Raw genomic sequence first — 25,854 nt, forward strand, 5'->3', positions numbered from 1 at the left:
GATGCCTACTTCGACCTTGCCCGCGCGCGCACTCCCCTTTTCACATCACCCCATTTTCACGCCCCAGGCCACCAGCATGGTCGCCTGAGCCGGACATGCAGTTCCACCTCCAGGTGCAGGGCCCGGCGGGCAGCCAGGCGCTGGCCATCGACGCCGCCAGCGAGGCCGAGGCGATCCGCGCGGCCGTGCGCGGCGGCTGGCGCGTGCTGGCCGTGGACGACAGCATCGTTGAAAGTGCGGGCGCCGCGGTCCGTCCGGGCAAGCAGGGCCTGCCCCTGCTGCAATTCAGCCAGGAGCTGCTGGCCCTGCTCGAAGCGGGCCTGAACCTGGGCGAGGCCATGGCCACCCTGCACAACAAGGAAACGCGCCCGGGCGCGAGGAGCACCCTGGCCGCCATCGTGCTCACCCTGCAGCAGGGCCTAAGCTTTTCCGACACCCTGGCCGGTTTCCCCGACATCTTCCCCGACATTTACATCGCCACCGTGCACGCGGCCGAACGCTCGGGCAACCTGCCCGAGGCGCTGGCGCGCTTTGTCGCCTACCAGCTGCAGTTCGACGCCATCCGCAAAAAACTCATTTCCGCCGCCATCTATCCGTGCATGCTGCTCGTCGTCGGCGGCCTGGTGACGTTGTTCCTGCTCGGCTACGTGGTGCCGAAGTTCAGCGTCGTCTACGAAAGCGCGGGCCGCGAGATTCCCTGGATGTCGCAGATGCTGCTGGGCTTTGGCCAGACCCTGGCCGCGCATCCGCTGCTGTGCGCCGGCGCGCTGGCCGCCGCCGTCGGCGCCGTGGTCTTTGGCCTTGCCAATGCCGGCGCGCGCCGCGCCCTGGTCTTGCGCCTCTTGCGCCTGCCCGTGTTGGCGGACAAGGCGGCCGAATTTCGCCTGGCCCGCTTCTACCGGGCACTGAGCCTGCTGCTGCATGCCGGCATCCCGCTGCACAAGGCGCTGGCCATGGTCGCGCCCATGCTGCTGCCGGCGCAGCAGGCGCAGCTGGGGCAGGCGCGCCGCGCGGTGCAGGAAGGCATGCCGTTTTCCACCGCCCTGGAACAGGCCGGCATGGCCACGCCGGTGGCGCAATCGCTGCTGAAGGTGGGAGAAAACACGGGCCGCCTGGGCGACATGCTGGAACGCTCGGCCAAGTTCCACGACGAGGAATTCGCCCGCTGGGTGGACTGGGCTTCACGCCTGCTCGAGCCGCTCTTGATGACCATCATCGGCGTGGTGATCGGCGGCGTGGTGGTGCTGATGTACATGCCGATCTTTGAACTGGCGGGGAGCTTGTCTTGAACCTTATCGTGAAGGTGCTGCCATGAACGCGCGCGACGAAGAACGGGCCGTGCTCGATGCGGCCATGCTGCGCCGCGCCCACGCGAGCGCGCTGGAACAGGGCCGTCCGCAGATGGCCGTGCTGCAGGAAACGGCGGCCCTGCCGCCCGAAGTGTTTTTGCGCCAGCTGGCCGCCCTGTTCCGCTACCCGGCCTGGACGATGGCCGAACTGCAGGCCGCCCTGCCCGCCTTTGCCCTGCTGCCCTACACCGATTGCGCCCAGCGCGACTGCGTGCTGCTGCAGCCGGCTGCGCCGGGCGCGCCGCCCGTGCTCGTCATCGGCAACCCGTTTGCCGAAGACCTGCTGCAGTGGGCCGACTTCGCCCTGTCCACGCCCTTCACGGTGGCGCTGGCCCATCCGGACGACCTGGCCGCCTACCTGCAGCAGCAGGAAAGCGTGCAGCAGGCGATGCAGGAAATGCAGCACGGAGATGACATTCCAGGACTCGACCAGAGCATCGAGGATATCTCGCTCATCCGCATCAGCGAAGACAGCAGCCCCGTGGTCAAACTGGTGAACTCCACCATCTACGATGCGCTGAAATTCCAGGCCAGCGACATCCACCTCGAATGCGACGTGGCCAGCCTGGTCATCAAGTACCGCGTCGACGGCGTGCTGGTGCAGGCAGGCCAGGTGCAGGGGCTGCAGATGGCCGAACAGATCATCTCGCGCATCAAGGTCATGGCCGACCTCGACATCGCCGAGCGGCGTATCCCGCAGGATGGCCGCTTCAAGGTGCGCGTCAAGGGGGCGGAAATCGACTTTCGCGTTTCCATCATGCCCAATATCTTTGGCGAGGATGCCGTGCTGCGCCTGCTGGACCGGCGCGCGCTGACGGAGGCGGCGCAGGCGCTGCGCCTGGAAAGCCTGGGCCTGAACGAGGATGCCATCGAACAGATCCGCCGTCTGGCCGCCAAGCCGCACGGCATGCTGCTGGTGACGGGGCCCACGGGTTCCGGCAAGACCACCACCCTGTACGCGGCCATCACGGAAATCAACACGGGCCGCGACAAGATCGTCACCATCGAAGACCCCGTCGAATACCGGCTGCCGCGCGTGCTGCAGATTCCCGTCAACGAAAAGAAGGGGCTGACGTTCGCGCGCGGCCTGCGTTCCATCCTGCGCCACGATCCCGACAAGATCATGATCGGCGAAATCCGCGACGATGAAACGGCGCAGATCGCCGTGCAGGCGGCGCTCACGGGCCACCTGGTATTTACCACCGTGCACGCGAACAACGTCTTTGACGTGGTCGGCCGCTTCCTGCACATGGGCGTCGACGCCTACAGCTTCGCGGCGGCCCTGAACGGCATCGTGGCGCAGCGCCTGCTGCGCCTCAATTGCGTCCATTGCGCCGTCGACGCCAGCGCCGAGGTGCTGGCCGACGCGCAGCAGCTGCGCGACAGCGGCCTGGCCCTGCATCAGGTGCAGGACTGGCAATTCATGGCCGGCAAGGGCTGCGGCCACTGCCGCGGCACCGGCTACAAGGGCCGCAAGGCCGTCGCCGAGGTGTTGATGCTCAGCGATACGATGCGCGAAATGATCTGCACGCGCGCGCCCCTGAGCCAGATGAAGGAAGAGGCGGCGCGCAACGGTTTTCGCCTGGCGCGCGAGGCGGGCCTGGACCTGGTGCGGCGCGGCGAAACCACTTTAGCGGAGCTCAATCGTGTCACTTATTGAACGCCTTACCCGCGCCACCGTGTGCCTGCACCTGGCCCCGCACGGGCTGCACGGCGTGCTGCGCCGCGCCGGGCGTCCCTTGCCCGACAGCGCCTTCCACCTGCCCATTGCGAATCCCGACGCCAGCTGGGAAGTGGCGCTGGCCGCCCTGCGCGGCTGGCTCGAACAGCACAATGAAAAAAAACTGCCGCTGGCCGTCAGCCTGGCCAGCCGCTGGTGCGCCATGCTGATGGTGCCGTGGAGCGGCGCCCTGCTCGACCGGAGCAGCGCCCAGCGCTACCTGCACAGCCAGTTCGGCGCCGTGTATGGCGAGGGCGCGCGCGCCTGGCGCCTGGCCGCCGAGGATGCCCCGTACGGCATGCCGCGCCTGGCCTGCGGCATCGATGCGGCCCTGCTGCAGGGCGTGCAGGACGCGGCGGCCGCGCATGGCCGGCGCTGCCTGTCCATCGAACCGATCGCCGGGCCGGCCTGGCGCAGCATCGCCGGGGAAAAACCTGCCGCCTTCGCCCTGGTGGAAGCGGGACGGCTGCTGCTGGCGACAGGCAGCGGCGGGCGCATCACAGCCCTGCACAGCCAGCCCTGTGGCGCCGCCTGGGGCGATGAACTGGAACGGGCATGGCAGCGCTGGAACTTGCGCGCACCGCAGCTCGACGCCATCGAACAGGTGGCCCTGATCGACGTGAGCGGCGTGCCGCAGGCGAATGTGCCCGAACGCTTCGTGCCCATCGCCGTGGCCGGCGCCGCCCACCTGATGCGGGAGGCCGCATGGGCCTGAGCCGCCTGGAATTGCTGCCGCCCGGCGCCGCGCAGACGTTCCAGGGCTGGCGCCTGGCCCTGTGCCTGGCGGGCGGCTTGCTGCTGCTGCCGGCCGCCGGGTACTGGCTGGTGCAGGCGCAGGAAACGCGGCGCCTGGAAACGCAGCTGGCGCAGTTGCAGCCGGCGCGTCCCGTGCGTGCGCCGCTATCGGCGAGCCAGCAGCGCGAACGCGACCTCGAACTGAAACAGGTGGCGGCCGCCGTGCGCCAGCTCAACCTGCCCGTCACGCGCCTGGTCAGGACGGTGCAGGCGCCGCGCGACGTGCGCGTGGCCCTCCTGGGGCTGGACCTGAACGCGCAGCAAGGACAGGATGGCGCCAGCGTGCTGAAAATCGCCGCCGAGGCGGAAACTCCGCAAGATATGCTCAATTACCTGGCCTTCCTGAACCAGCAGCCCATGTTCAGTTCCGTGTATCTGCTCAAGCACGAGATGAATATGAACACTCCCGAACACCCTTACCGTTTTCAGCTGGAGGCGCAATGGCGGCAATAAAACCCGTGCTGAAAGTCGCTACGCGCGCGATGCGTCCGCGCCTGCAACTGCGCCTGCCGCCGCGCCTGCAGTGGGAAGCGCGGCGCCTGTGGCGTACCCTGGGCTGGCCCAGCGCCATCGGCGCGGCCTGCCTGGCGCTGGCCGCCGTCGCCGTGCAGCAGGGCGACGCGCTGGCGGGACGCCAGCAGCCATTGCGCGCGCAACTGGCCGTGATGGCGAAACAGGCGGCGCTGCCGCCGGCACCCGTCACCCTCGATGCGGATGCCGACAGCCTGGCCGCCTTCCACGCCTACCTGCCCGCGCACGACAGCATTCCGGAGCAGCTGAAAACCTTGCTGGAAGTGGCGCAACAGAGCGGCGTCACCCTGGCCAAGGCCGACTACAAGCCGCAGGAAGACGGCAACACGGCCTTTTTGCGCTACCAGATCACCCTGCCGGTAAAAGCCGAATACGCGCAACTGCAAGTCTTTATCGTCGACGCCCTGCAGGCGCTGCCCACCCTGACCCTCGACTCCGTGCTGTTCAAGCGCGAGCAGATCGAGGCGGGCGAGATCGATGCGCGCATCCAGTTCATCCTGCTGGTGAAAAAGCCGGAGGTGCGTCCATGAAAAAAGCCGTACTGGGGACGGCTGCCGTGGCCACACTGCTGGCCGCCCTCTTCGCGCCCGAGGATGAAGGCAGCATCGTGGGCCCGGCCACGGCCACGCCGCGCCAGGTGGAACGGGTGGCGGTCGCGCCCCTCGTCGCCGCCATTGCCGCTGCGCCAGCCAATCGCGCGCTGGCCATCGAACCGCGCCGGGGGCTCGATGACGAGGAAGCGGCCACCCTGTTCGCCAAGCAAAGCTGGCAGCCGGAGACGCCGAAAAAGATCATGCTCGACCAGCAAGCGGCGCAGGCCGCGCGCACCGTCGCCGCCGTCGACGCGAACGCGCCGCCGCCTTTGCCCTTCCAGTTCCTCGGCCGTTTCGTCGACGAAGGCAAGGCCGCCTATTTTCTCCAGGCGGGCGAACGCAACGTGGTGGCGCGCCCCGGCGACACGCTCGAAGAGCGCTACCGCTTCGACGGCGTGGTGCAGGGTTCCCTGCAATTTACCTATCTGCCGCTCAACCTGAAACAGACACTCGCCGTAGGGGACCTCAATTGAAACGACGCACACCACGTACCGGCATCACCCTGCTGCCGATGCTGTCCCTGCTGGCCGCCTGCGCCGGCAACCAGGCCTATACCGACGGCCAGGCCATGCTGGGCGCCGGCCGCACGGAACAGGGCCTGGCCCTGCTGGAACAGGCGGCGCAGGCCGAACCGACCAACGCCAAGTACCGCATCGCCGTCACCAATGGCAGGATGCGCGCGCTGAACAAGCTGAATGGCGCTGCCGAGGCGCTGCGCCAACAGGGCAAGCTGCCCGAAGCGCAAGCGCTGTACCAGCAGGCGCTGGCGCTGGACGCCAGCAACGACGTGGCACAGCGGGGCCTGGCCGGCGTGGCGCAGGATGAACGGCACCGCAAGCTGGTGCAGGAAGCGCAGTCCAGCTACCAGCGCGGCGGCGCAGCGAATGTCGCGCAGGCGCAGGAAGCCTTGCGCCAGGTGCTGCAGGAACGTCCCGCGCAGCGCGAGGCGCAGGCCCTGAAAGGCCGCATCGGCGACGAACAGGCCAAAAGCAGGCCGGCCGGCGGCAAGCTGGCGGCCGCCTACCGCAAACCCGTGACCCTCGAGTTTCGCGATGCGCCCCTGCGCTCCGTGTTCGATCTTCTCAGCAAGGTGTCGGGCCTGAACTTCGTCTTCGACAAGGAAGTCGACCCGGCCCTGCGCGCCACCATCTCCGTGCGCGACACCAGCATCGAGGAAGCGATCGCCATGCTGCTGGGCGCCAACCAGCTCGAGCAAAGCGTCACCAGCGACAAGTCGATCACGATCTACCCGAACACGCCGCAAAAGGTGAAGGATTACCAGCAGCTGGTGGTACGCACTTTTTTCCTCGCCAATGCGGACGTCAAGACGGTGGCTTTTTCCATCAAGACCCTGCTCAAGGCCAAGGACGTCGTCACCGACGAGCGCCTGGGCATCATCATGCTGCGCGATACGCCGGAAATGGTGCGCATGGCCGAGCGCATCATCAACGTGCAGGACCTGGCCGACCCGGAAGTGATGCTGGAAGTGGAAGTGCTGGAAGTCAAGCGCACGCGCCTGATGGAACTGGGCGTGCGCTGGCCCGACCAGGCCAGCCTGACCCTGGCCGGCGTCGCAGGCAGCACGGGAGGCCTGGGCGGCCTGAAGGTGGCGGACCTGCACCGCATCAATGGCGAGAATATCAACCTGGGCATCGGCGGCGTCACCCTGAACGCCAACAAGACGGACAGCGACAGCAATATCCTGGCCAACCCGCGCATCCGCGTGCGCAACAAGGAAAAGGCGAAGATCCTCATCGGCGACCGCGTGCCCGTCATTACCGTCACGACGAATAACGGCGTCAGTTCCGACAGCGTCAACTACATCGACGTGGGCCTGAAACTCGACGTGGAACCGAACGTCTACCTGGACGACGAGGTGGCCATCAAGATCAGCCTGGAAGTGTCGAACGTGGTCAAGGAAGTGATCAGCAAGACGGGCACGCAGGCTTACCAGATCGGCACGCGCAGCGCTTCCACGGTGCTGCGCCTGAAGGATGGCGAGACGCAGGTGCTGGCGGGCCTGATCAGCGACGAGGACAGGGGCACGGCCAACAAGGTGCCCGGCGTGGGCGAACTGCCCGTGCTGAACCGCCTGTTCGGCAGCCAGAAGGATGACGCCATGCGCAGCGAGATCGTGCTGTCGATCACACCGCGCCTGCTGCGCAGCATCCGCCGCCCCGACCTGATGACGGCCGAATTCAACTCGGGCACCGAGGCGTCCGTGGGCGGGCGCGCCAGCGTGGGCGGCACACAGGAAGCCATTGCAGCGCCCGAGCAAGCCCCGCCGCGCGCCGGCTCGCCCATGACGGGCGGCGACGAGGCGCCCGCCGCCGACAAGACAAGCAAAGGTGGCCAGTGAAGCATAAAGGCTTTACCTTCATCGAACTGATGATCACCCTGGCGATCATGGCGACCCTGGCCACGGTGGCCGTGCCGATGGCGCAGGTGGCCTTGCAACGGGCCAAGGAGCAGGAACTGCGCAGCGCCCTGATCGAGATGCGCGAAGCGATCGACGCCTACAAGCGCGCTTCGGACAATGGCCGCATCAAGCTGTCGCTGGGCGCATCGGGCTATCCGAAAAAACTCGAGGAACTGGTCGAGGGCGTGCCCGACCAGCGCAGTCCATCAAAACAGAACATCTATTTTTTGCGCCGCCTGCCGCGCGACCCGTTCCAGCCCAGGGAAGCCGGCAGCGCGGCCGACAGCTGGAGCAAGCGCGCCTATGCCTCGCCGCCCGACAATCCCAGCGAAGGCGAAGACGTGTTCGACGTCGCCTCGCGCTCGACCAAGGCTGGCCTGAACGGCGTGCCGCTCAATCAATGGTGACCGCCATGCATACCCCGACCATCCGCCGCGGCTTTACCCTGGTCGAACTGCTGGTGGTGCTGGCGATCATCTCGCTGCTGCTGACGATCGCCATCCCCCGCTATTTCGGCTCGGTGGAAAAATCGAAGGAAGTCGCCCTGAAGGAAAACCTGCAGGTGCTCAGGAGCGGCCTCGATAAATACTATGCCGACAAGGGAGAATACCCGGCCGCGCTGGCCGACCTGGTGACCCACCACTACTTCCGCAGCGTGCCGCTGGACCCTGTCACGGAATCGGCCGCCACCTGGCAATTGATCCCTTCGCCGAATGGCGAGATCGGCGGCGTGGCCGACGTGCGCAGCGGCGCCAAGGGCAAGACGCGCGAGGGCATCCCCTTTGAACAGCTCTAGTGTCCGGCGCCGCACGCGGGGCTTCGCGTATATCTGGACCCTGATGCTGGTAGCCTTCATGGGCGTGGGCCTGGTGCTGGCCAGCGAACTGTTTGCCACGGCCGCGCGGCGCGACAAGGAGCGCGAGCTGCTGTTCATCGGCCATGAATTCCGCAACGCGCTGGGCCGCTACTACGACAGCACGCCGGGCGACGGGCGACCCCGCTATCCCTTGACCCTGCAGGAACTGCTGCGCGACCCGCGCTTTGCCAACACCCGGCGGCATCTGCGACGCCTGTACGCGGACCCCGTCACGGGCAAGGCGGAATGGGGCGTGCTGCGGCAGGAGGGACGCATCGTCGGCATCCATTCGCTGTCGCCGCAGCTGCCCATCAAGCAGGACAATTTTCTTGACGAAGACGCCAGCCTGCGCCGCAAGCAGCGCTACGCGGACTGGCACTTCACGTATCCGCACGACCTGGTGCTGGCCCCGCCCGATGCGGCCGGCGGCGCGCCCGGCCTCAAGCCGAAAGGCGCGAACTGATATCATGCCCGCATTCCATATTCAGCATCGAGCAAAGGAGCAGGCATGAGCATAGGTGGCACTTCCATCGAACAGGCATTGGCGTCGCTGTCGGACATGACGGGCGGCATGGTCGCCATCGGCAAGGACGAACATGCGCAGCGCATCGCCAGGGCGCAAGCGTTCATGCGCGAACAGGGCATCGCGGCCATCTACCTGAATGCGGGCGCCAACCTCACCTATTTCACGGGCACCAAATGGTATGCCAGCGAACGCATGGTGGGCGCCATCCTGCCGGCCAGCGGAGAGCTCGAATACATCGCTCCCGCCTTCGAGGAAAGCACCTTGCAAGGCTTCATGCTCATCGAGGGCCGTGTCAATTGCTGGGAAGAGCATGAAAGCCCGTACCAGCTGTTCGTCGACGTGCTGGCGCGCATGGGGATAGCTCAGGATGAGACTGCACCGCCGCGCGTGGGCCTCTGCGAAAGCGCGGCCTTCTTCATCTATGACGGCATCCGGCCGCTGGCCCCCGGCTACGCGCTGGAAAACGCGCGTACCGTGACGGCGTACTGCCGCAGCAGAAAATCACAGGCGGAAATCGCCCTGATGCAGCGCGTGATGGACATGACCCTGGCCGTGCACGTGGCCACGGCCAGCATGCTGTACGAAGGCATCACGACGGTGGAAGTGGAAGAATTCATCCAGCGCGCGCACCGCAAGGTGGGCGCACCCCGCTCGTACTTCTGCATCGTGCTGTTCGGCGAGGCGACCGCCTATCCGCATGGCGTGAATTACGTGCAAACCCTGAAGACGGGCGACACAGTGCTGATCGACACGGGCTGCCAGGTGATGAACTACATCTCCGACATCACGCGCACCTATGTTTTCGGACAAATCAGCGAACGCCAGCGCAGCGTCTGGAACAGCGAAAAGGCGGCGCAAGCCGCCGCATTCGCCGCCGCCCGCCTGGGCGTACCGTGCGGCGACGTGGACCGCGCCGCGCGCGTCTCGCTGGAAGCGGACGGCTACGGCCCCGGCTACAAGCTGCCCGGCCTGCCGCACCGCACGGGCCATGGCATCGGCCTCGATATCCACGAGTGGCCTTACCTGGTGGGCAACGACACGACGCCGCTCGACGTGGGCATGTGCTTCTCGAACGAGCCGATGATCTGCATCCCCGGCGAATTCGGCATCCGCCACGAAGACCATTTTTACATGACGCAAGACGGTCCACGCTGGTTCACGCAGCCGGCGCACAGCATCGACGATCCGTTCGGTTTGTGCGCGTAAGCCGGCGCTCCTGTGTTGGATTACGCTGCGCTAATCCAACCTACGCATACGCCAATACCTGGTAGGTCGGATTAGCGGGGCCGCCGAGGCGCGCAGCGCGCAATCCGACATCACCGCAACGCCAGGTAGGTCGGATTAGCGCTTCGCGCGTAATCCGACACGGCACCCTGCGCCAGCTTGAACACGGCCAGCGCCGTACCCAGCTGCACGGCCTGTTCCTGCAGCGATTCGGCCGCCGCCGACGCTTCTTCCACCAGCGCGGAATTTTGCTGCGTCATCTGATCCATGCTGCCGATGGCCACGCCGATGTCGCCGATGCCGGCGCTTTGCGCCTGGCTCGCGGCGCTGATCTCGGCCATGATGTCGGCCACCTTTTTCACGGAATCGACGATCTGGCCCATGGTCAGACCCGCCTCGTCGACCAGCTGCGAACCCACGTTGACCTTGGCCACCGAGTCACTGATCAATTGCTTGATTTCGCGCGCCGCTGCCGCGCTGCGCTGCGCCAGGTTGCGCACTTCGGATGCCACCACGGCAAAGCCGCGCCCCTGTTCGCCGGCGCGCGCCGCTTCCACGGCCGCGTTCAAGGCCAGGATATTCGTCTGGAAGGCGATGCCGTCGATGACGCCGATGATGTCGACGATGCGTTTCGATGCATCGTTGATCTCGCCCATGGTGGTCACCACCTGGCTGACCACCTGCCCGCCCTTCACGGCAACCGACGATGCCGACACCACCAGCGCATGCGCCTGGCCCGCGTTGGCGGCGTTGTCGCGCACGGTGGAAGTCAGGCTGTCCATGCTGCGCGCCGTCTGATCCAGGCTGCCCGCCTGCGATTCCGTGCGCGCGGCCAGGTCCGCATTGCCCTGGGCGATCTCCGCGCTGGCCACCTGGATGGTTTCGGCCGACGCCTTGATGTCGGAGACCATGCCGCCAAGCTTGGCGCGCATGTCCTTCAGCGCCGCCAGCAGGCTGCTCTGGTCGCCCGCCTCGGTCACGATGTGCATCGACAGGTCGCCATCAGCCACGGCGCGCGCGATCTGGCGCGCATATTCGGGTTCGCCGCCCAGTTGCTGCCAGATGGCGCGCACGACGAAGTGCGACACGGCCACCAGGCAGACGATGACGGCCAGCGCCACGGCGATGCTGGTATTGAGCGCATTGCGCACATTGGCCGCGCTGCGCGCTATGCCCTGCCTGAACTGCGCTTGCGCCTGTTCATTGGTCTTTGCCAGGTCGACATTGAGCACCGCCAGCGCGCCCTGCATGCGCGCCACGGTCGCCTGCGGATCGCCCTCTTCCATTTCCAGCATGATGCGCGCCGCGCTCAGGGCCGGCGCATAGTAGGCATCGAACTCCTTGGCCAGCCGCGCACCGTGCTCGCGCTGGCCGGGGATCGCCGCAAAGTCGCCCAGCCTGGCGCGCAGCTTGGTAGCCTGGCCGCCGACTTGCCCGATACGTTCCTTGTCGCCTTCGCTGACGGCATCGCGCAGGGCGTCGCCGACGGCGGCCACGTCCAGGGTCAGCGACTTGGCCAGGTCAAGCACGGGATAGTCGGCGCTTTCGGTGGCGTGGATGGAATTGAGCGTGGCCGTGGACAGATAGGCGCTGACGGCCAGCCCCAGCCCGAAAATCACGGCCGAGACGACAGGCAGCGCCCATATCTTGCGTTTGATGCTCATTGCTGTCTCCTGATGTTATCTCGTGCAAAAGACGGCATGCGTCGCCGCATGCCGTCATGGCGGCCTTATGGCGTCGTCAGCACCACTTTGACGCTGGCGTCGACGGCACTCTTTTCGATATAGCCGATGGCTTTCGGATCGGCGGCCACGGCCTTCTTCACGTCGGCGCTATTGGCCACTTCCTTCGGCAAGGTGGCCTTGCCCGTGAAGACCAGCTTGGACCACAGGGCCTTCGCTTGCGACGGTTCCTTGTCCGTCACCTTCTTGTAGAACTCGGCGCGCACGGGGGCGCTTTCCGGCTGGTCGATCGGTGTCATGGCCGTCGATTTACCGAGGAAAAACTGCGCCACCTGTTCATTCGTCATGGCGCCGGCGGCGCTCTTGGCATTGACGACCACCACCACTTCGGCCATGGCGGGAATGGCGGTCGACAGCGCCAGCAAGGCAGCCGCAAAAATAAAGGGTTTCATGCGGCACTCCTCAGAAAACGAAATCGATGGCGGCGGCGGCCACCGTGACAGGGCCATGGAAGCCCGGCTTGGCTTGCACAAACAGGCCTGGGCCATTCTTCGGCTGGATGCGGTCGATCTGCACTTTCAGGGCGGCCGAACGGTGGAAGTCCCAGCGCACGCCGATGCTGTGCGTCGATTGCTCGAGCTGGTTGCGCATGGTGGCCAGGGTGTCGACGCCGGCCGACAGGGCGCGCAGGGTCGGCGTGCAGGCGGCCGGGTAGCCGGCAGGGCAGGATGCGGGCACGGTGTTGTTCACGCGGCCATCGGCCTTCAGGCTGGCGTGGCTGTAGTAGGGCAAAAAGGCGCCGATGCGGTAGCCGCCCATCACGTACCACGAGGTGCTGTCGCTGACATAGCTGTCCGTCTTGCGCTTCGCATATTCGGACTGCAGCAGCACGTTGTTCCAGTCCAGGCCCAGGCCCACGGAAGTGAACGACGCCTTCTTGTCCTTGACTTCCAGCGCATCGGCCAGGGCGCTCAGCTGGGCGATCCGGTAGCCGCTGCCGGCCGCGCGCAGGCTGCCCATCAGGGTGTTCAGGCTCGGCGAATCGTTGATCGTCAGCTTGGTCTCGGCACGGCCGAAACGCACGGTGACGGGACCGTGTTCGGCCACCACGTTGAGGGCGACGATGGACTTGCCTTCCACCTGCACGGTCGAAGCAGGGCCCGTGGCCAGGGTGGCCTTGGTGCGGCCCAGCGCCAGCTGCGTGGTGATGCTGGTATCGCCCGCGCTGAACTGGTAGCTGCCATCGATGCCGTCGATGCTGTTCAGCGGTACCTGCGAATACATTTCGCCGGGTGGGCGCAGCATGGTGTTGGCATAGCCCACGTTGCGATAATCGGAAATCATGAAGACGGGCAGGCCCATGCGGCCGACGCGCACGCTGAAGCTGTCCGACACCTTGGCCTTGACGAAGGCCCACGCCAGCTCGGCGCCAAAATCGTCCTCACCATCCTTGCGCGCCAGGCCCTGCACGGTGGCCGACAGCCACGGGTTGACGGTCACATTGGCTTGCAAGCCCAGGTTGGAATCGACGCCCGTGCGGGCGGTGCGGCCGGCGCCGGCAGCCTGGTTCGGACGCGCGAACTGGGCGTTGTCGGTATCGGCCATGGTCAGGGCGGCCGTGCCGTAACCGCTGATCTTGACGGCGGGGCCAACGGCCTCCTCGGCATAGGCATGGCTGATGGCCAGGGGCATGGCCAGCAGGAAAAGCAGAACGTGTTTATTCATAGTAATTAAATACCCGTAGCGGTGAACGTTAATCGTGGAATGGGACTCGAGGTCGATGGCTCACCGGCCGTAACAGGCCGGGTCCATTTTTTCGCGCCGCCATCGCCTTGGGCGTCCTTGGCGGCGTGACCAGTGAGTAAAACCATGCTACATAGAAAAGGTTTTACGTTGGAAAGTTTTCTTGAGGCAATGCACGATTTCGCCCCTTTTCATGAAAAAAGCACGCGTTCTAGAGGGGTTTATCTAAATAGCACGCCGTGCAAAACCACACTTAGGCTATATTTTTCATACACTTATGGATAATTCAAGACGAAAAGAATCCGGATAAAAAAAAGCGCCGCCCGCGCGAAGATCGCGGGCGGCGCCGGTGCAGGCAGTCTTGCGTCTGAAGCTTATTCGCGCTTGGACACCAGGGTCAGGATGTCGTAGCTGGCGACCAGTTCCTCGTTCTGGTTGGTCACCTGCACGTCCCACGCGACCACGCCCTGGCCCACGCCAAAGACGTCCTTGCGGTTGCGATCGACCTTGCGCTTGCACGTGAGGCGCGCGCGGATGGTGTCGCCAATCGCCACCGGCGCGACGAAGCGCAGATTATCCAGGCCATAATTGGCCAGTACGGGGCCGACGCCGGGCGAGACGAACAGGCCGGCGGCGGCCGACAGCACGAAGTAGCCGTGGGCGATGCGCTTGCCGAACTGCGACTCTTTCGCCGCGATTTCATCGAAGTGCATGTAGAAGAAATCGCCCGATATTCCGCCGAAGGCGACGATATCCGCCTCGCTGACGGTGCGGCGGTGCGTGAGCAGCGAGTCGCCCGTCTTCAAGTCCTCGAAGTGCTTGCGGAACGGGTGGATCGGGCTTTCATTGACGTCAGCGCCGCGCACGTACTCGCCCGTGATGGCCGCCAGCATGGTCGGCGAGCCTTGCACGGCTGCCCGTTGCAGGTAGTGGCGCACGGCGCGCACGCCGCCCAGTTCCTCGCCGCCGCCCGCGCGGCCAGGGCCGCCGTGCTTCAGTTGCGGCAGGGGTGAGCCATGGCCCGTCGAATCGACGGAGGCCACGCGCTCGAGCACGTGCACGCGGCCATGCGTGGCCGCCACTTGCGGCACCACGCGCGCGGCGATCTTCGGATCGCGCGTCACCAGGGTGCTCACCAGGCTGCCCTTGCCGCGCGCGGCCAGGGCCAGCGCTTCGTCGATATCGTTGTAGCCCATCATGGTGCTGACGGGGCCGAACGCTTCCACGTCATGCACGGCGTCGTTGCCGAAGGCGTCGCGGCACAGCAGCAGGGTCGGCGAGAAGAAGCTGCCATCCTGCGCGCCATCGCCGAGCGGATTGAATCCGTCGGCCGCGCCGAATACCACTTCGTTACCCTGCGACAGGGTGGCGACACGTTCGGCCACGTCGTTCTGCTGTTCCTTCGAGGCCAGCGCGCCCATGCGCACGCCCTCGATGGACGGGTCGCCCACCACCACCTTGGCCAGGCGCTCGCGCAGGCGCGTGCCGACGGCGTCCATCAGATGCTCGGGCACGATGATGCGGCGGATCGCCGTGCACTTCTGGCCCGACTTGCCCGTCATCTCGCGCACGACTTCCTTGACGAACAGGTCGAATTCCACGTCATCGGGCGTGACGTCCGGCGCCAGGATGGCGCAGTTGAGCGAATCGGCTTCGCCGTTGAACGGCACGGACTGGGCGATCAGGTTCAGGTTCGTGCGCAGCTTGGCGGCCGTGGCGGCAGACCCTGTAAAGGTGACGAAATCCTGGCCATTCAGGCGGTCCAGCAAGTCGCCCGTGGAGCCGATCACCAGCTGCAGGCTGCCGGCCGGCAGCAAGCCCGATTCATGCATCATGCGCACGACGGCCTGCGTCAGGTAGCTGGTCGCCGTGGCCGGCTTGGCGATGCAGGGCATGGCGGCCAGGAAGCTGGGCGCGAATTTTTCCAGCAAGCCCCAGATGGGGAAGTTGAAGGCGTTGATGTGCACGGCCAGGCCGCCGCGTGGCACCAGGATGTGCGTGCCGGCGAAACCGCCCTTCTTGCCCAGCGCGATGGCCGGGCCTTCGTGCAGCACGTTCGACGACGGCAGCTCGTTGCTGCCCATGCTGGCGTAGGCGAACAGGGTGCCCGTGCCGCCTTCGATGTCGACCCAGCTGTCGGCGCGCGTGGCGCCCGACAGGTGCGAGATCGCATACAGTTCTTCCTTGCGCTCGACCAGGTACAGGGCCAGCGCCTTCAGGCGCGCGGCGCGCTGCTGGAAATCCAGCGCCATCAGGCCCGGCACGCCCGTCTTGCGCGCATACGTGACGGCTTCGTCGAAGTCGATCTTTTCCGCATGCGTGTGATAGATGACGCGGTTGTTCAAGGCGCTGTGCAGGGGCACGGCGGCGCTTTCGCCCAGCCAGCGGCCGGCGATCAGGCTTTGCAGGGTGGATATGTGAGCCATGTGGTTTCTCCGTAAAACGAGGGTGTTGGTGACGTTGGTGGTGGTGTCGGATGACGCGAGGCGCAGCCCCGCTGATCCGACCTACGCTCATATGGTTTATTGTGCGGCGGCGTTCTTGTGCAAATGCAGCGGCAAGGCCGATTCGAAATTGAGGCGCTGGCGGTTCGCCTCGACTTCCGTCAAGGCGTCCACTTCGCGCATCGTCTGCATGGAGCGCACGGCCAGTTCGTGGTACTGGCCCGTGCCCGAGCTTTTCCATTTGATTTCATCGTCGGTCAGCGCGCGGATGATCTTGGCGGGCGTGCCCACCACCATGCTGCGCGGCGCGACGATCATGCCCGCCTTGACGAAACTCATGGCGGCGACGATGGATTCCTCGCCGATGACGGCATTGTCCATCACCACGGCGTTCATGCCGACGAGCGCGTTGCGGCCGATGCGGCAGCCGTGCAGCACGGCGCCGTGGCCGATATGGCCGTCGACTTCGACCACCGTGTCGCAGCCGGGGAAGCCGTGCATGACGCACGTGTCCTGCAGGTTTGCCCCTTCTTCCAGGATCAATCGGCCGAAGTCGCCGCGGATCGAGGCCAGCGGACCGATATAGCAGCGCGGACCGACGATCACGTCGCCGATCAGCACGGCCGACGGGTGCACGTAGGCGCTGGGGTGGACGACGGGGGTGACGCCGTTGATTTCGTAAACTTTGACCATACAGACTCCTTACATGCCCAGATAGGCGCTTTGTACCTGCTCGTTATGCAGCAATTCGGGACCGGGACCGGACAAGGTGATGGCGCCCGTCTCGATCACATAACCCACGTCGGCGATCGACAGGGCCGCGTGCGCGTTCTGCTCGACGAGGAAGATGGTGATGCCCTGGTCGCGCAGTTCGGCGACGATACGGAAGATTTCCGCGATCAGGAGGGGCGCCAGGCCCATGCTCGGCTCGTCGAGCAGCAGCAGTTGCGGGCGGCCCATCAGCGCGCGCGCCATGGCCAGCATCTGCTGCTGCCCACCGGACAGCGTCCCGGCCAGCAGCAAGCGCTTTTCCTTCAGGATCGGGAACAGGCCGTACATGCGCTCCATGTCGCCCGCCACGTCCTGTGCGGGGCGTGTAAACGCGCCCAGGCGCAGATTATCTTCCACCGTCATGGGGCCGAACACTTGCCGTCCTTCCGGCACCTGGCAAATGCCGGCGCGTACGCGCTTGTCGGCGCTCATGCGGCTCACATCCTGGCCGGCGAAAGCGACGCTGCCGGCGCTGATCGGCTGCACGCCCGAAATGGCCCGCAGCAGGGTCGTCTTGCCGGCGCCGTTGGCCCCCACCAGCGCCACCAGTTGGCCCTGGCGCACCTGCAGGTCGATGCCGTGCAGGGCCTGGATGCGGCCGTAATGGCTGGTCAGGCCTTTGATATCGAGCACCAGCGGCGCTTGAGGTTTTTCCATCTTCATCATGCCGCCACTCCCAGGTATGCCGCCACCACGTCGGGATTGGCGCGCACTTCGGCGGCGGTCCCTTCGGCCAGCTTCTTGCCATAGTCGAGCACCAGGATATGGTCCGACAGATTCATCACCAGTTTCATGTCATGCTCGACCAGCACCACCGTCACGCCCGATTGCGCCACCTTGCGGATCAGGGCTTCGATCTCTCCCGTCTCCGTGTGGTTCAGGCCCGCCGCCGGTTCATCGAGCAGCAGCACTTTCGGCTTGGCCGCCAGCGCGCGGGCGATTTCCAAGCGTTTCAAGGCGCCGTACGACATCTGTCCCGCCTCGTCGCCGATATGCCGGCCCACGCCGACAAACTCCATCAGGCTCGCCGCCTCGTCACGACAGGCCGCATCGGCGCGGCGCACGGACGGCAAACGCAGCATGGAGGCGAACAGGTTCTGGTTCAGGCGCAGGTGCGCGCCCACCATCACGTTGTCGATGGCCGTCATGTTCATGCACACCTGCAGGTTCTGGAAGGTGCGGCTCATGCCGCGCCGCGCCAGCGCATCGGGCGACATGGCGGCCACGTTCTCGCCATTGAGCAAAATCTCGCCCTTGGTCGGCGTATAGACACCGGTGATCAGGTTGAACAGGGTCGTCTTGCCGGCGCCGTTCGGCCCGATCACGGAATGGATATTGCCTTCCTTGACGGTAAAGCTCACGTCCTGCACCGCATGCACGCCGCCGAAGCTCTTGCTCAGGTTGTTAATCGTCAGCATCTCACACCTCCTGTGCAGATTGAGGCGGTGCTTTCGGCGTAGCAGAACGCTTGCGCGAACGGCTGGCCAGGCTCGGCACCAGGCCCTTGGGCATGAAGATCATGGTCGCCATCAGGATCACGCCGAACACCACCGTTTCCCAGCCTTCAAAACTGGACAGCAGTTGCGGCAGGATCGTCAGCAGCGCGGCGCCGATGATGGAACCGAAGATCGACGCCATGCCGCCCACCACCACCATCGTCACCAGCTCGATCGAGTGGAAGAAACCGGCCAGGTTGGGCGTGATGAAGCCGATGTAATGGGCGCTGATGCTGCCCGCGATGCTGGCAATGACGGCCGACAGCACGAACACGCGCACCTTGAAGCGCGTCGTGTCGACACCGACCACGCGGGCCGCCACTTCCGAACCGTGGATGGCCTGCAGCGCGCGGCCGACAGGCGAATCGATGAGATTCAGGGCCAGCCACGTGACCAGCAACAGCAGCACGGCGCTCACCAGGTACCACGATTTTTCGCCGGCGATTTCCAGGCCGGCGATACTGAAGGCGGAGACGCCGATGCCGTCCGGGCCGCCCGTCCATTGCGTCTCGTTGTTGATCACGATGGAAATGATGATGCCCAGTCCCAGGGTCGCCATGGCCAGGGTATGGCCCTTGAGTTTCAAGACGGGACGGGCCAGCAGCAGCGCCAGCAAACCCGTGGCGACGGCGCCGGCGGCCAGCGCCGCCAGCGGCGGCCAAGCATAGTGCGTGGTCAGCACGGCCGACGCATACGCGCCCAGGCCATAGAAACCCGCGTGCCCCAGGCTGATCTGGCCCGTATAGCCCATCAAGAGGTTCAGGCCGATGACGACGATGGCGTTCAGCGCGATGCGGATCGCCACGTCATAGTAAAACGCATTGCTGAGGAACAGCGGCAGGATTGCCAGCACCAGGGCCAGCACGAGCAAGCCGCCATGGCGCGAGCGGGTAAGGAAATGTTTCATACACGCTCCGAATTCTTGGCGCCAAACAAGCCTTGCGGCAGGAAGAACAGGATCAACAGAATCAGCACGAAAGGCACGGCGTCCTTGTAGGCCGACGAAATATAACCGGCCGTCATGGCTTCGGCGATGCCAAGGATCAGGCCGCCGGCAATGGCGCCCGCGCCGCCACCGAGGCCGCCGAGGACCGCGGCGACAAAGCCTTTCAAACCCAGCATGATGCCCGCGTCATACGAGGTATACGTGATCGGCGCGACGAGGATGCCGCCCGCCGCGCCCAGCAGGGCCGACAGGCCGAACGAGAACAGCAGCACCTTGCGCGTGTTGATGCCCACCAGTTGCGCGGCCAGCTTGTTGTGCGAGGTGGCCAGCATGGCCTTGCCCATCAGCGTGCGGCCGAAGAACCAGCCCAGCACCAGCACGATGACGACCGTCACGCCCAGCACCCACAGGCTTTGCGGCAGCAGGCTGGCGCCCAGAAATTCGATCGGCGCGTCGCCGGAAAAGGCCGGCAGTGTATGCGTGTCCTTGCCCAGCCAGATTTGCACGAGGCCGCGCAGCACCAGCGAAGCGCCGATGGTAATGATCAACAGGGTGATGACCTGCGCATTTTGCGCCGGTTCGATCACGGTTTTTTCCATCAGCAGGCCAACGATGCCGGTGGCGATGACGGCCAGGATGATGGCCAGCGGCAGCGGCACGCCGGCGGCCGACATCACGGCGGCCAGCATCCCCCCCAGCATGATGAATTCGCCCTGGGCGAAATTGATCACGCCGCTGGTGTTGTAGATGATGGTAAAGCCCAGCGCCGCCAGCGCATAGGCGGAACCGACCGTCATCCCGGAATACAGAAATTGTAGAAATTGAGCGACTTCCATGGTGTCTCCATTATGTTCGGCTATGCGCGGGCCGCCTTCGAGGGCGGCCTCGCGCAGGTACTCTGGCTTACATCACTTCGACAATTGCCATTCGCCGTTCTTCACTTCCACCATGCGGAAAGCCGACAGGTCCAGGCCCATGTGGTCTTTGGCCGACATATTGAACACGCCGGTCGTGCCCACAAAACCCTTGGTCTGTTCCAGCGCCGTGCGCACTTTTTCGCGGTCCGTGCCGCCGGCGCGCTTGATGGCGTCCACCGACAGGTTCAGCGCATCGAGCGCGTAGCCGCCGAAGGTCGACGGGTCGATCTTGTAGCGCTCTTTATACGTCTTGTCGTAGCCGACGACGATGGCCTTTTGCGCGTCGGCGTCCGGCAGCATGGCGCCGATCAAGAGGGCAGGTGTCGGCAGGCGCACGCCTTCGGCGGACTTGCCCGACAGCTTCAGGTATTCGTCCGACGCCACGCCATGCGACTGGTACAACGGCAGCGCGGCCATGCCCAGCTGGCCATAGTTCTTGGTGACCACGGCCGGGCCCTGGCCCAGGCCGAAGACGAAGACAGCTTGCACGCCCTTGGTATTCTTGATGCGCGTCAGCTGCGCTGTGATGTCCGTGTCCTTCGGGCCGTAGGTTTCATCGGCCACCAGGGTGATGCCATATTTGGAGGCGACGATCTGCGACTCCTTGCGGCCGGAGGCGCCAAAGCCGCTCGTTTCCGACAGCAGGCCCACCTTGCTGATGCCGCGCTTCTTCATGTCTTCGAACACCTTCTCGGCCGCCATGCGGTCCGTATGCGGCGTCTTGAAGACCCATTTCTTGACCGGATCGATGATCACCACGGCCCCCGCCAGCGAGATGAACGGCATGCTGGCGCGGTCCACCAGCGGCGCCATCGCCATCGTCGCGCCGGTGGTGGTGCCGCCGATCAGCACATCGACCTTGTCCGACTCGATCAGGCGCTTGGTAAAACCGTTGGCCTTGGCCGCGTCGCTGCCATCGTCGTAATGCACCAGTTCAAGCTTGCGCCCCAGCACGCCGCCGGCCGCATTGATCTTCTCGATGTACAGTTGCAGGGTTTTCAGTTCCGGGTCGCCCAGGAAGGCGGCCGGTCCCGTGACGGACAGCACGGAACCGATCTTGATGTTATCGGCCGCGTACGCACCCGCGGCAGTCATGGCCAGCACACCGGCGATCAGGGTTTTCTTGAAGATATTGGCAATCATTGTGGTCTCCACCAGGTTGGCACTACGGTCAATTATGGTTGGCGCTTTTTTGCAAGCCTGCGCCTTTTTTGTTTTTACTTTGTTATACGCGTTCAATGACGACAGCAATACCCTGCCCCACGCCGATGCACATGGTGCACAGCGCATAGCGCCCGCCCGTGCGTTCCAGCTGGTTCAGGGCCGCCATCACCAGGCGCGCGCCCGATGCGCCCAGCGGGTGGCCGATGGCGATCGCGCCGCCATTCGGATTCACGTGGGCCGCATCGTCGGCCAGGCCCAAGTCGCGCGTGACGGCCAGCGCCTGCGCCGCAAACGCTTCATTGAGTTCGATCACGTCCATCTGTTCGATGGTAAGACCCGTCTGCGCCAGCACCTTGCGCGACGCGGGCGACGGGCCAAAGCCCATGATGCGCGGCGCCAGTCCGGCCGTGGCCATGCCCAGCACTTTTGCGCGCGGCGTCAATTTGTATTTATCCACGGCGGCGGCGGACGCCAGCAAAATCGCGCAGGCGCCGTCGTTCAAGCCCGAGGCATTGCCGGCCGTGACGGTGCCGTCGGCCTTGACCACGCCTTTCAATTTCGCCAGCATCTCGATCGAGGTGTCCGGACGCGGATGTTCATCCATCGTCACCATCTTCGGCTCGCCCTTTTTTTGCGGCACGGCGACGGGCACGATTTCGCGCTCGAACACGCCAGCAGCATGGGCGGCGGCCCAGCGCTGCTGGCTGCGCAAGGCCAGACCATCCTGGTCGGCGCGGCTGATGCCAAATTCCACGGCCACGTTTTCCGCCGTTTCCGGCATGGTGTCGATGCCGTACTGCGTTTTCATCTTGCCATTGACGAAGCGCCAGCCCAGGGTCGTGTCTTCGATCTTGGCCGCGCGCGAAAACGCGCTGTCGGCCTTGCCCATCACGAAAGGCGCGCGCGTCATGCTTTCCACGCCGCCGGCGATGACCAATTCCGCCTCGCCCGCCTTGATCGAGCGGGCAGCGAGCCCGACCGCATCCAGGCTGGAACCGCACAGGCGGTTGATGGTATTGGCCGGCACAGCGGCCGGCAAGCCCGCCAGCAGCGCGGCCATGCGGCCCACGTTGCGGTTGTCTTCACCCGCCTGGTTGGCGCAGCCGTAGAACACGTCGTCGATGGCGGCCCAGTCGACGGACGGGTTGCGCGCGATCAGCGCGGCGATCGGCAGCGCGCCCAGGTCGTCCGCGCGCACGCTGGACAAGGCACCGCCGTAGCGGCCAAAGGGAGTGCGCACGGCGTCACAAATAAAGGCTTCGTTCATGTTTGCTTCCTTGTTCGGGCTATCAGGAGAAAATCTTCGGGCGCTGGTCGACCACGCGACGGGCCTTGCCCGTCAAGGTGCGTTCGATGCCGGCTGCGGCCACCAGGCGCACGCGCGTGCTCACGCCCACGTGCGTCTTGATACGGTGTTCCAGTTCGCGCGCCAAGGCGTCCGTTTCGCTGGTCGAGACGGTGGACGTCAGGTCGATGCGCAGTTCGGCGATCACTTCAAGCTTGTCGAGGTGACCGTCGCGCGTGACCACCAGCTGGTATTGCGGCGCCAGCTTCGGCATTTTGAGGATCAGCTCTTCGATCTGCGTGGGAAAGACGTTCACGCCGCGGATGATCAGCATGTCGTCCGAGCGGCCCGTGATCTTGCCGATGCGGCGCATGGACCGCGACGTCGGCGGCAGCAAGCGCGTCAAGTCGCGCGTGCGGTAGCGGATGACCGGCAGCGCCTCCTTCGACAGCGAGGTAAATACCAGTTCGCCCTCTTCGCCATCCGGCAGCACTTCGCCCGTTTCCGGATCGATGATCTCGGGATAAAAATGATCTTCCCAGATGACGGGACCGTCCTTGCTTTCGATGCATTCGGAGGCCACGCCAGGGCCCATCACTTCGGACAGGCCGTAGATGTCGACGGCGTCAATGCCGGCGCGCGTCTCGATTTCCGAACGCATGGCATCCGTCCACGGCTCGGCGCCGAAGATGCCCACTTTCAGCGACGATTCCGCCGGGTCCAGGCCCTGGCGCGTGAATTCCTCGACGATGTTGAGCATGTACGACGGCGTGACCATGATGATGGACGGCTTGAAATCCTGGATCAGCTGCACCTGCTTTTCCGTCTGCCCGCCGGACATGGGGATGACGGTGCAGCCCAGACGCTCGGCGCCGTAGTGCGCGCCCAGGCCGCCCGTGAACAGGCCGTAGCCGTAGGAGATATGCACCATGTCGCCCGAGCGCCCGCCGGCGGCGCGGATCGAGCGCGCCACCACGTTGGCCCAGGTGTCGATGTCGTTCTGCGTATAGCCGACCACCGTGGCCTTGCCCGTGGTGCCGCTGGACGCGTGGATGCGCACCACCTGCTCGCGCGGCACGGCGAACAGACCGAACGGATAATTGTCGCGCAAGACTTTTTTATCGGTGAACGGGAATTTGGCCAGGTCGGCCAGGGACTTCAAGTCGTCCGGATGGACGCCAGCTGCATCAAAAGCGGCGCGGTAATGGGGCACGTTGTCATACGCGTGCTTGAGCGTCCATTTCATGCGTTCGAGCTGCAGCGCCTGCAGTTCATCCTTGCTCGCGCGCTCGATCGGCTCGAGGTCATTCGGGGCGGGATAGCGTTGGACCATTTCTGTCTCCTAATCGGTTCTTCAATTTTTCAAATCAGCTGCGGCAGTTCAAGCCTGCTCTTGGATGACTGCGCCCGCCACGCGGATGGACTTGCCGCGGAAGAGCGCGATGGCGCGTCCCTCCTGGTTGCTCACCTTGACGTCGTAGACGCCGCTTTTTCCCGCCAACGCCTGCTCGACGGCGTGCGCCGTCAGCACGTCGCCTTCGCGGCCGGGCGCCAGGTAATCGATGGTGCAGCCGGCGCCCACGGTGTTCATGTTGTAGCTGTTGCAGGCAAAAGCGAAGGCGCTGTCGGCCAGGGCAAAGATAAAGCCGCCGTGACAGGTCTGATGGCCATTGAGCATGTCTGCGCGCACCGTCATCGTCATGCGCGCATGGCCGGGGCCCACGTCGGCCAGGGCGATGCCCATGGCGGCAGTGGCGCTGTCGCGCGACAGCATGGAAGCGGCGGCCGCTTCGGCCAGGGCCTGGGCGGCGTAGATAGGGTCTTCCTTATGCATGAAACTGTGCTCCATTGGCGAGTTTGCGGCGCAGCAGCGGCGAGACCCGGTAGCGGTCTTCGCCATAGCCTTGCGCCAGGTGGTGCAGCACGGTCACGATATGGGCAATACCGACGGAATCGGCCCAGGCCAACGGTCCGCGCGGGTAGTTGACGCCCTTCTGCATGGCGATATCGACGGCGTCCACCGTGCACACGCCCTGGTTGACGGCGTCGGCCGCCTCATTGGCCAGCATGGCGACCGTGCGCATGACGGCCAGTCCTGCCACATCGTCGAGGCGCGTGACGATAAAGCCGGCGGCTTGAAACAAGCCCACTGCGGCAGCATAGGCACTGTCGCTGCACTGGTCGGCGCGGGCCACGGCGATGCGCCTGGCACTGGCGTAGTCGAGCGCCAGGTCGAACAGCACCGTATCCGGATGCTGGTTGTCATGCGCGCGCTGGGTGGCGCTGCGGCCGTCGGTGAGGTAGATGGCGGCGCCATTGCAATGCAGGGCGGGTGCCTCGTCATCAGATTTCCCGTCCTGCATCACGCGGCTGCTGACGGTGAGACCGGCATGTTCCAGGCGCTGCACCAGGCTGTGGACAATGCCGCTGTGGCCGCGTCCATCGCCGCCGATGGCAGAGGAAAGAGCGACGAATTCAGGCTGTGACTGCGCGCTTTCCGCCTGCGCCACGGGAGCAGGCGCACCTTCGCCGTACGGGTAAAAACCACGGCCCGATTTGCGCCCCAGGAAACCGGCGTTGACCATTTCCTGCTGCAACACGGACGGCGTGAAGCGCGGGTCGTTGAAGTAGGCGCCGAATACGGATTGCGTAACGGAGAAATTCACGTCATGGCCGATCAAATCCATCAATTCGAAGGGCCCCATGCGGAAACCGCCCGCTTCGCGCAGCACGGCATCGATAGTGGCGGCATCGCCCGCCTGCTCGTTCAACAGGCGCCAGCCTTCCGCATAGAACGGACGGGCGACACGGTTGACGATGAAGCCCGGTGTCGATTTCGCATGCACGGGGTTCTTGCCCCAGGCGATCGAGGTATCGTAGACGGTGGCGGCGACCTGCTCGCTGGTGGCCAGGCCACTGATCACTTCCACCAGCGCCATCAGGGGCACGGGATTAAAGAAATGCATGCCGACCAGGCGTTCCGGGCGACGCAGCCTGGCGGCAATCGCCGTGACGGAAATCGACGAGGTATTCGTCGCCAGGATGCAGTCGTCGCTGACTAACGCTTCGAGTTCGGCGAACAGGCCGCGCTTGACGTCGAGGTTTTCCACGATGGCTTCCACCACCAATGCGCAATCGCTGACATCGGCCAGGCCGCCTGCCGCCTGCAGGCGCGCCGTGGCGGCGGCGGCTTCGTCAACGCTCATGCGGCCCTTTTCCGCCAGCTTCGCATACATCTTGCCGATGTCGGCCAGCGCCTTGCTGACGGCTTCCGCGCGCGTGTCGTACAGTTTGACTCTGTAGCCGGCGGCGGCAGCTACCTGCGCAATGCCGGCGCCCATGGCGCCGCTGCCGATGACGGCGACGATACTGTTGTTGTCCAAAGCTGCCATA

The 25,854-nt window shown here is 65.2% G+C and carries 25 protein-coding genes; 11 read left to right on the forward strand and 14 right to left on the reverse strand.

Annotated elements, in window-relative coordinates:
- The first annotated feature begins 95 nt into the window (after nucleotides 1-95).
- From AC3RCJ_RS26160 to AC3RCJ_RS26210, 11 genes are read left to right on the forward strand one after another with little or no spacing between them, the layout of a single operon-like run.
- The gene (locus AC3RCJ_RS26160; RefSeq protein ID WP_492957176.1) at nucleotides 96-1,289 is read left to right on the forward strand and encodes a type II secretion system F family protein; all 1,194 of its coding nucleotides are present in this window, start codon (nucleotides 96-98) and stop codon (nucleotides 1,287-1,289) included.
- A 22-nt stretch (nucleotides 1,290-1,311) separates the two neighbouring features.
- Nucleotides 1,312-3,009, forward strand: coding sequence for a GspE/PulE family protein (locus AC3RCJ_RS26165; RefSeq protein ID WP_492957177.1), 1,698 nt, complete (start codon nucleotides 1,312-1,314; stop codon nucleotides 3,007-3,009).
- Complete coding sequence (locus AC3RCJ_RS26170) at nucleotides 2,996-3,784, forward strand: hypothetical protein (RefSeq protein ID WP_492957178.1); 789 nt, start codon at nucleotides 2,996-2,998, stop codon at nucleotides 3,782-3,784. The genes AC3RCJ_RS26165 and AC3RCJ_RS26170 overlap by 14 nt, the downstream gene beginning before the upstream one ends.
- Nucleotides 3,775-4,317 carry a hypothetical protein gene (locus tag AC3RCJ_RS26175; RefSeq protein ID WP_492957179.1) on the forward strand — a complete coding sequence of 181 codons (543 nt, stop codon included), beginning with the start codon at nucleotides 3,775-3,777 and terminating at the stop codon, nucleotides 4,315-4,317. The genes AC3RCJ_RS26170 and AC3RCJ_RS26175 overlap by 10 nt, the downstream gene beginning before the upstream one ends.
- A complete protein-coding gene (locus tag AC3RCJ_RS26180; RefSeq protein ID WP_492957180.1) occupies nucleotides 4,305-4,925 on the forward strand; it encodes a hypothetical protein in 621 nt (206 codons plus the stop codon). Before AC3RCJ_RS26175 ends, AC3RCJ_RS26180 begins: the two co-directional genes overlap by 13 nt.
- The gene (locus AC3RCJ_RS26185) at nucleotides 4,922-5,461 is read left to right on the forward strand and encodes a hypothetical protein (protein WP_492957181.1); all 540 of its coding nucleotides are present in this window, start codon (nucleotides 4,922-4,924) and stop codon (nucleotides 5,459-5,461) included. The genes AC3RCJ_RS26180 and AC3RCJ_RS26185 overlap by 4 nt, the downstream gene beginning before the upstream one ends.
- A complete protein-coding gene (locus AC3RCJ_RS26190) occupies nucleotides 5,458-7,347 on the forward strand; it encodes a secretin GspD/PilQ domain-containing protein (protein ID WP_492957182.1) in 1,890 nt (629 codons plus the stop codon). Before AC3RCJ_RS26185 ends, AC3RCJ_RS26190 begins: the two co-directional genes overlap by 4 nt.
- Entirely contained in the window at nucleotides 7,344-7,814 is a 471-nt protein-coding gene (locus AC3RCJ_RS26195; protein ID WP_489629746.1) for a type II secretion system protein, read from the forward strand. The genes AC3RCJ_RS26190 and AC3RCJ_RS26195 overlap by 4 nt, the downstream gene beginning before the upstream one ends.
- Nucleotides 7,815-7,819: 5 nt before the next feature.
- Complete coding sequence (locus tag AC3RCJ_RS26200) at nucleotides 7,820-8,203, forward strand: type IV pilin protein (RefSeq protein ID WP_230502007.1); 384 nt, start codon at nucleotides 7,820-7,822, stop codon at nucleotides 8,201-8,203.
- The gene (locus AC3RCJ_RS26205; protein WP_492957183.1) at nucleotides 8,190-8,726 is read left to right on the forward strand and encodes a type II secretion system protein; all 537 of its coding nucleotides are present in this window, start codon (nucleotides 8,190-8,192) and stop codon (nucleotides 8,724-8,726) included. Before AC3RCJ_RS26200 ends, AC3RCJ_RS26205 begins: the two co-directional genes overlap by 14 nt.
- 45 nt (nucleotides 8,727-8,771) lie before the next feature.
- A complete protein-coding gene (locus AC3RCJ_RS26210) occupies nucleotides 8,772-9,995 on the forward strand; it encodes a M24 family metallopeptidase (protein WP_492957184.1) in 1,224 nt (407 codons plus the stop codon).
- Nucleotides 9,996-10,105: 110 nt separating this feature from the next.
- Here the strand turns inward: AC3RCJ_RS26210 and AC3RCJ_RS26215 are convergent, their stop codons facing one another.
- From AC3RCJ_RS26215 to paaH, 14 genes are all read right to left on the reverse strand, one after another.
- Nucleotides 10,106-11,677 carry a methyl-accepting chemotaxis protein gene (locus tag AC3RCJ_RS26215; protein WP_492957185.1) on the reverse strand — a complete coding sequence of 524 codons (1,572 nt, stop codon included), beginning with the start codon at nucleotides 11,675-11,677 and terminating at the stop codon, nucleotides 10,106-10,108.
- 65 nt (nucleotides 11,678-11,742) lie between these two features.
- Nucleotides 11,743-12,147, reverse strand: a complete 405-nt coding sequence (locus tag AC3RCJ_RS26220) for a type 2 periplasmic-binding domain-containing protein (RefSeq protein ID WP_492957186.1) — start codon at nucleotides 12,145-12,147, stop codon at nucleotides 11,743-11,745.
- Nucleotides 12,148-12,157: 10 nt separating this feature from the next.
- Complete coding sequence (locus AC3RCJ_RS26225) at nucleotides 12,158-13,420, reverse strand: hypothetical protein (protein WP_492957187.1); 1,263 nt, start codon at nucleotides 13,418-13,420, stop codon at nucleotides 12,158-12,160.
- Nucleotides 13,421-13,812: 392 nt separating this feature from the next.
- Nucleotides 13,813-15,864 carry a phenylacetic acid degradation bifunctional protein PaaZ gene (gene paaZ / locus AC3RCJ_RS26230; protein WP_492957188.1) on the reverse strand — a complete coding sequence of 684 codons (2,052 nt, stop codon included), beginning with the start codon at nucleotides 15,862-15,864 and terminating at the stop codon, nucleotides 13,813-13,815.
- Nucleotides 15,865-15,960: 96 nt separating this feature from the next.
- The gene (gene paaY, locus AC3RCJ_RS26235; protein ID WP_492957189.1) at nucleotides 15,961-16,575 is read right to left on the reverse strand and encodes a phenylacetic acid degradation protein PaaY; all 615 of its coding nucleotides are present in this window, start codon (nucleotides 16,573-16,575) and stop codon (nucleotides 15,961-15,963) included.
- A gap of 9 nt (nucleotides 16,576-16,584) precedes the next feature.
- Nucleotides 16,585-17,316, reverse strand: coding sequence for an ABC transporter ATP-binding protein (locus AC3RCJ_RS26240; RefSeq protein ID WP_492957291.1), 732 nt, complete (start codon nucleotides 17,314-17,316; stop codon nucleotides 16,585-16,587).
- Entirely contained in the window at nucleotides 17,316-18,071 is a 756-nt protein-coding gene (locus tag AC3RCJ_RS26245; protein WP_492957190.1) for an ABC transporter ATP-binding protein, read from the reverse strand. The genes AC3RCJ_RS26240 and AC3RCJ_RS26245 overlap by 1 nt, the downstream gene beginning before the upstream one ends.
- Nucleotide 18,072: 1 nt before the next feature.
- Complete coding sequence (locus AC3RCJ_RS26250) at nucleotides 18,073-19,056, reverse strand: branched-chain amino acid ABC transporter permease (protein WP_492957191.1); 984 nt, start codon at nucleotides 19,054-19,056, stop codon at nucleotides 18,073-18,075.
- Nucleotides 19,053-19,931, reverse strand: coding sequence for a branched-chain amino acid ABC transporter permease (locus AC3RCJ_RS26255; RefSeq protein ID WP_289946154.1), 879 nt, complete (start codon nucleotides 19,929-19,931; stop codon nucleotides 19,053-19,055). Before AC3RCJ_RS26255 ends, AC3RCJ_RS26250 begins: the two co-directional genes overlap by 4 nt.
- A gap of 72 nt (nucleotides 19,932-20,003) precedes the next feature.
- Nucleotides 20,004-21,155 (reverse strand): ABC transporter substrate-binding protein, encoded by a 1,152-nt coding sequence (locus AC3RCJ_RS26260; protein ID WP_492957192.1) that lies wholly within the window; start codon nucleotides 21,153-21,155, stop codon nucleotides 20,004-20,006.
- Nucleotides 21,156-21,237: 82 nt separating this feature from the next.
- Nucleotides 21,238-22,443, reverse strand: coding sequence for a 3-oxoadipyl-CoA thiolase (pcaF, locus tag AC3RCJ_RS26265; RefSeq protein ID WP_492957193.1), 1,206 nt, complete (start codon nucleotides 22,441-22,443; stop codon nucleotides 21,238-21,240).
- Nucleotides 22,444-22,465: 22 nt separating this feature from the next.
- A complete protein-coding gene (gene paaK / locus AC3RCJ_RS26270) occupies nucleotides 22,466-23,794 on the reverse strand; it encodes a phenylacetate--CoA ligase PaaK (RefSeq protein WP_492957194.1) in 1,329 nt (442 codons plus the stop codon).
- Nucleotides 23,795-23,842: 48 nt separating this feature from the next.
- Entirely contained in the window at nucleotides 23,843-24,295 is a 453-nt protein-coding gene (gene paaI, locus AC3RCJ_RS26275) for a hydroxyphenylacetyl-CoA thioesterase PaaI (protein WP_492957195.1), read from the reverse strand.
- Nucleotides 24,288-25,853 carry a 3-hydroxyacyl-CoA dehydrogenase PaaH gene (gene paaH, locus AC3RCJ_RS26280; RefSeq protein WP_492957196.1) on the reverse strand — a complete coding sequence of 522 codons (1,566 nt, stop codon included), beginning with the start codon at nucleotides 25,851-25,853 and terminating at the stop codon, nucleotides 24,288-24,290. Before paaH ends, paaI begins: the two co-directional genes overlap by 8 nt.
- Between the last annotated feature and the right edge of the window lies 1 nt (nucleotide 25,854).

The sequence above is a fragment of the Janthinobacterium sp. GW822-FHT07H11 genome, from assembly GCF_058798615.1.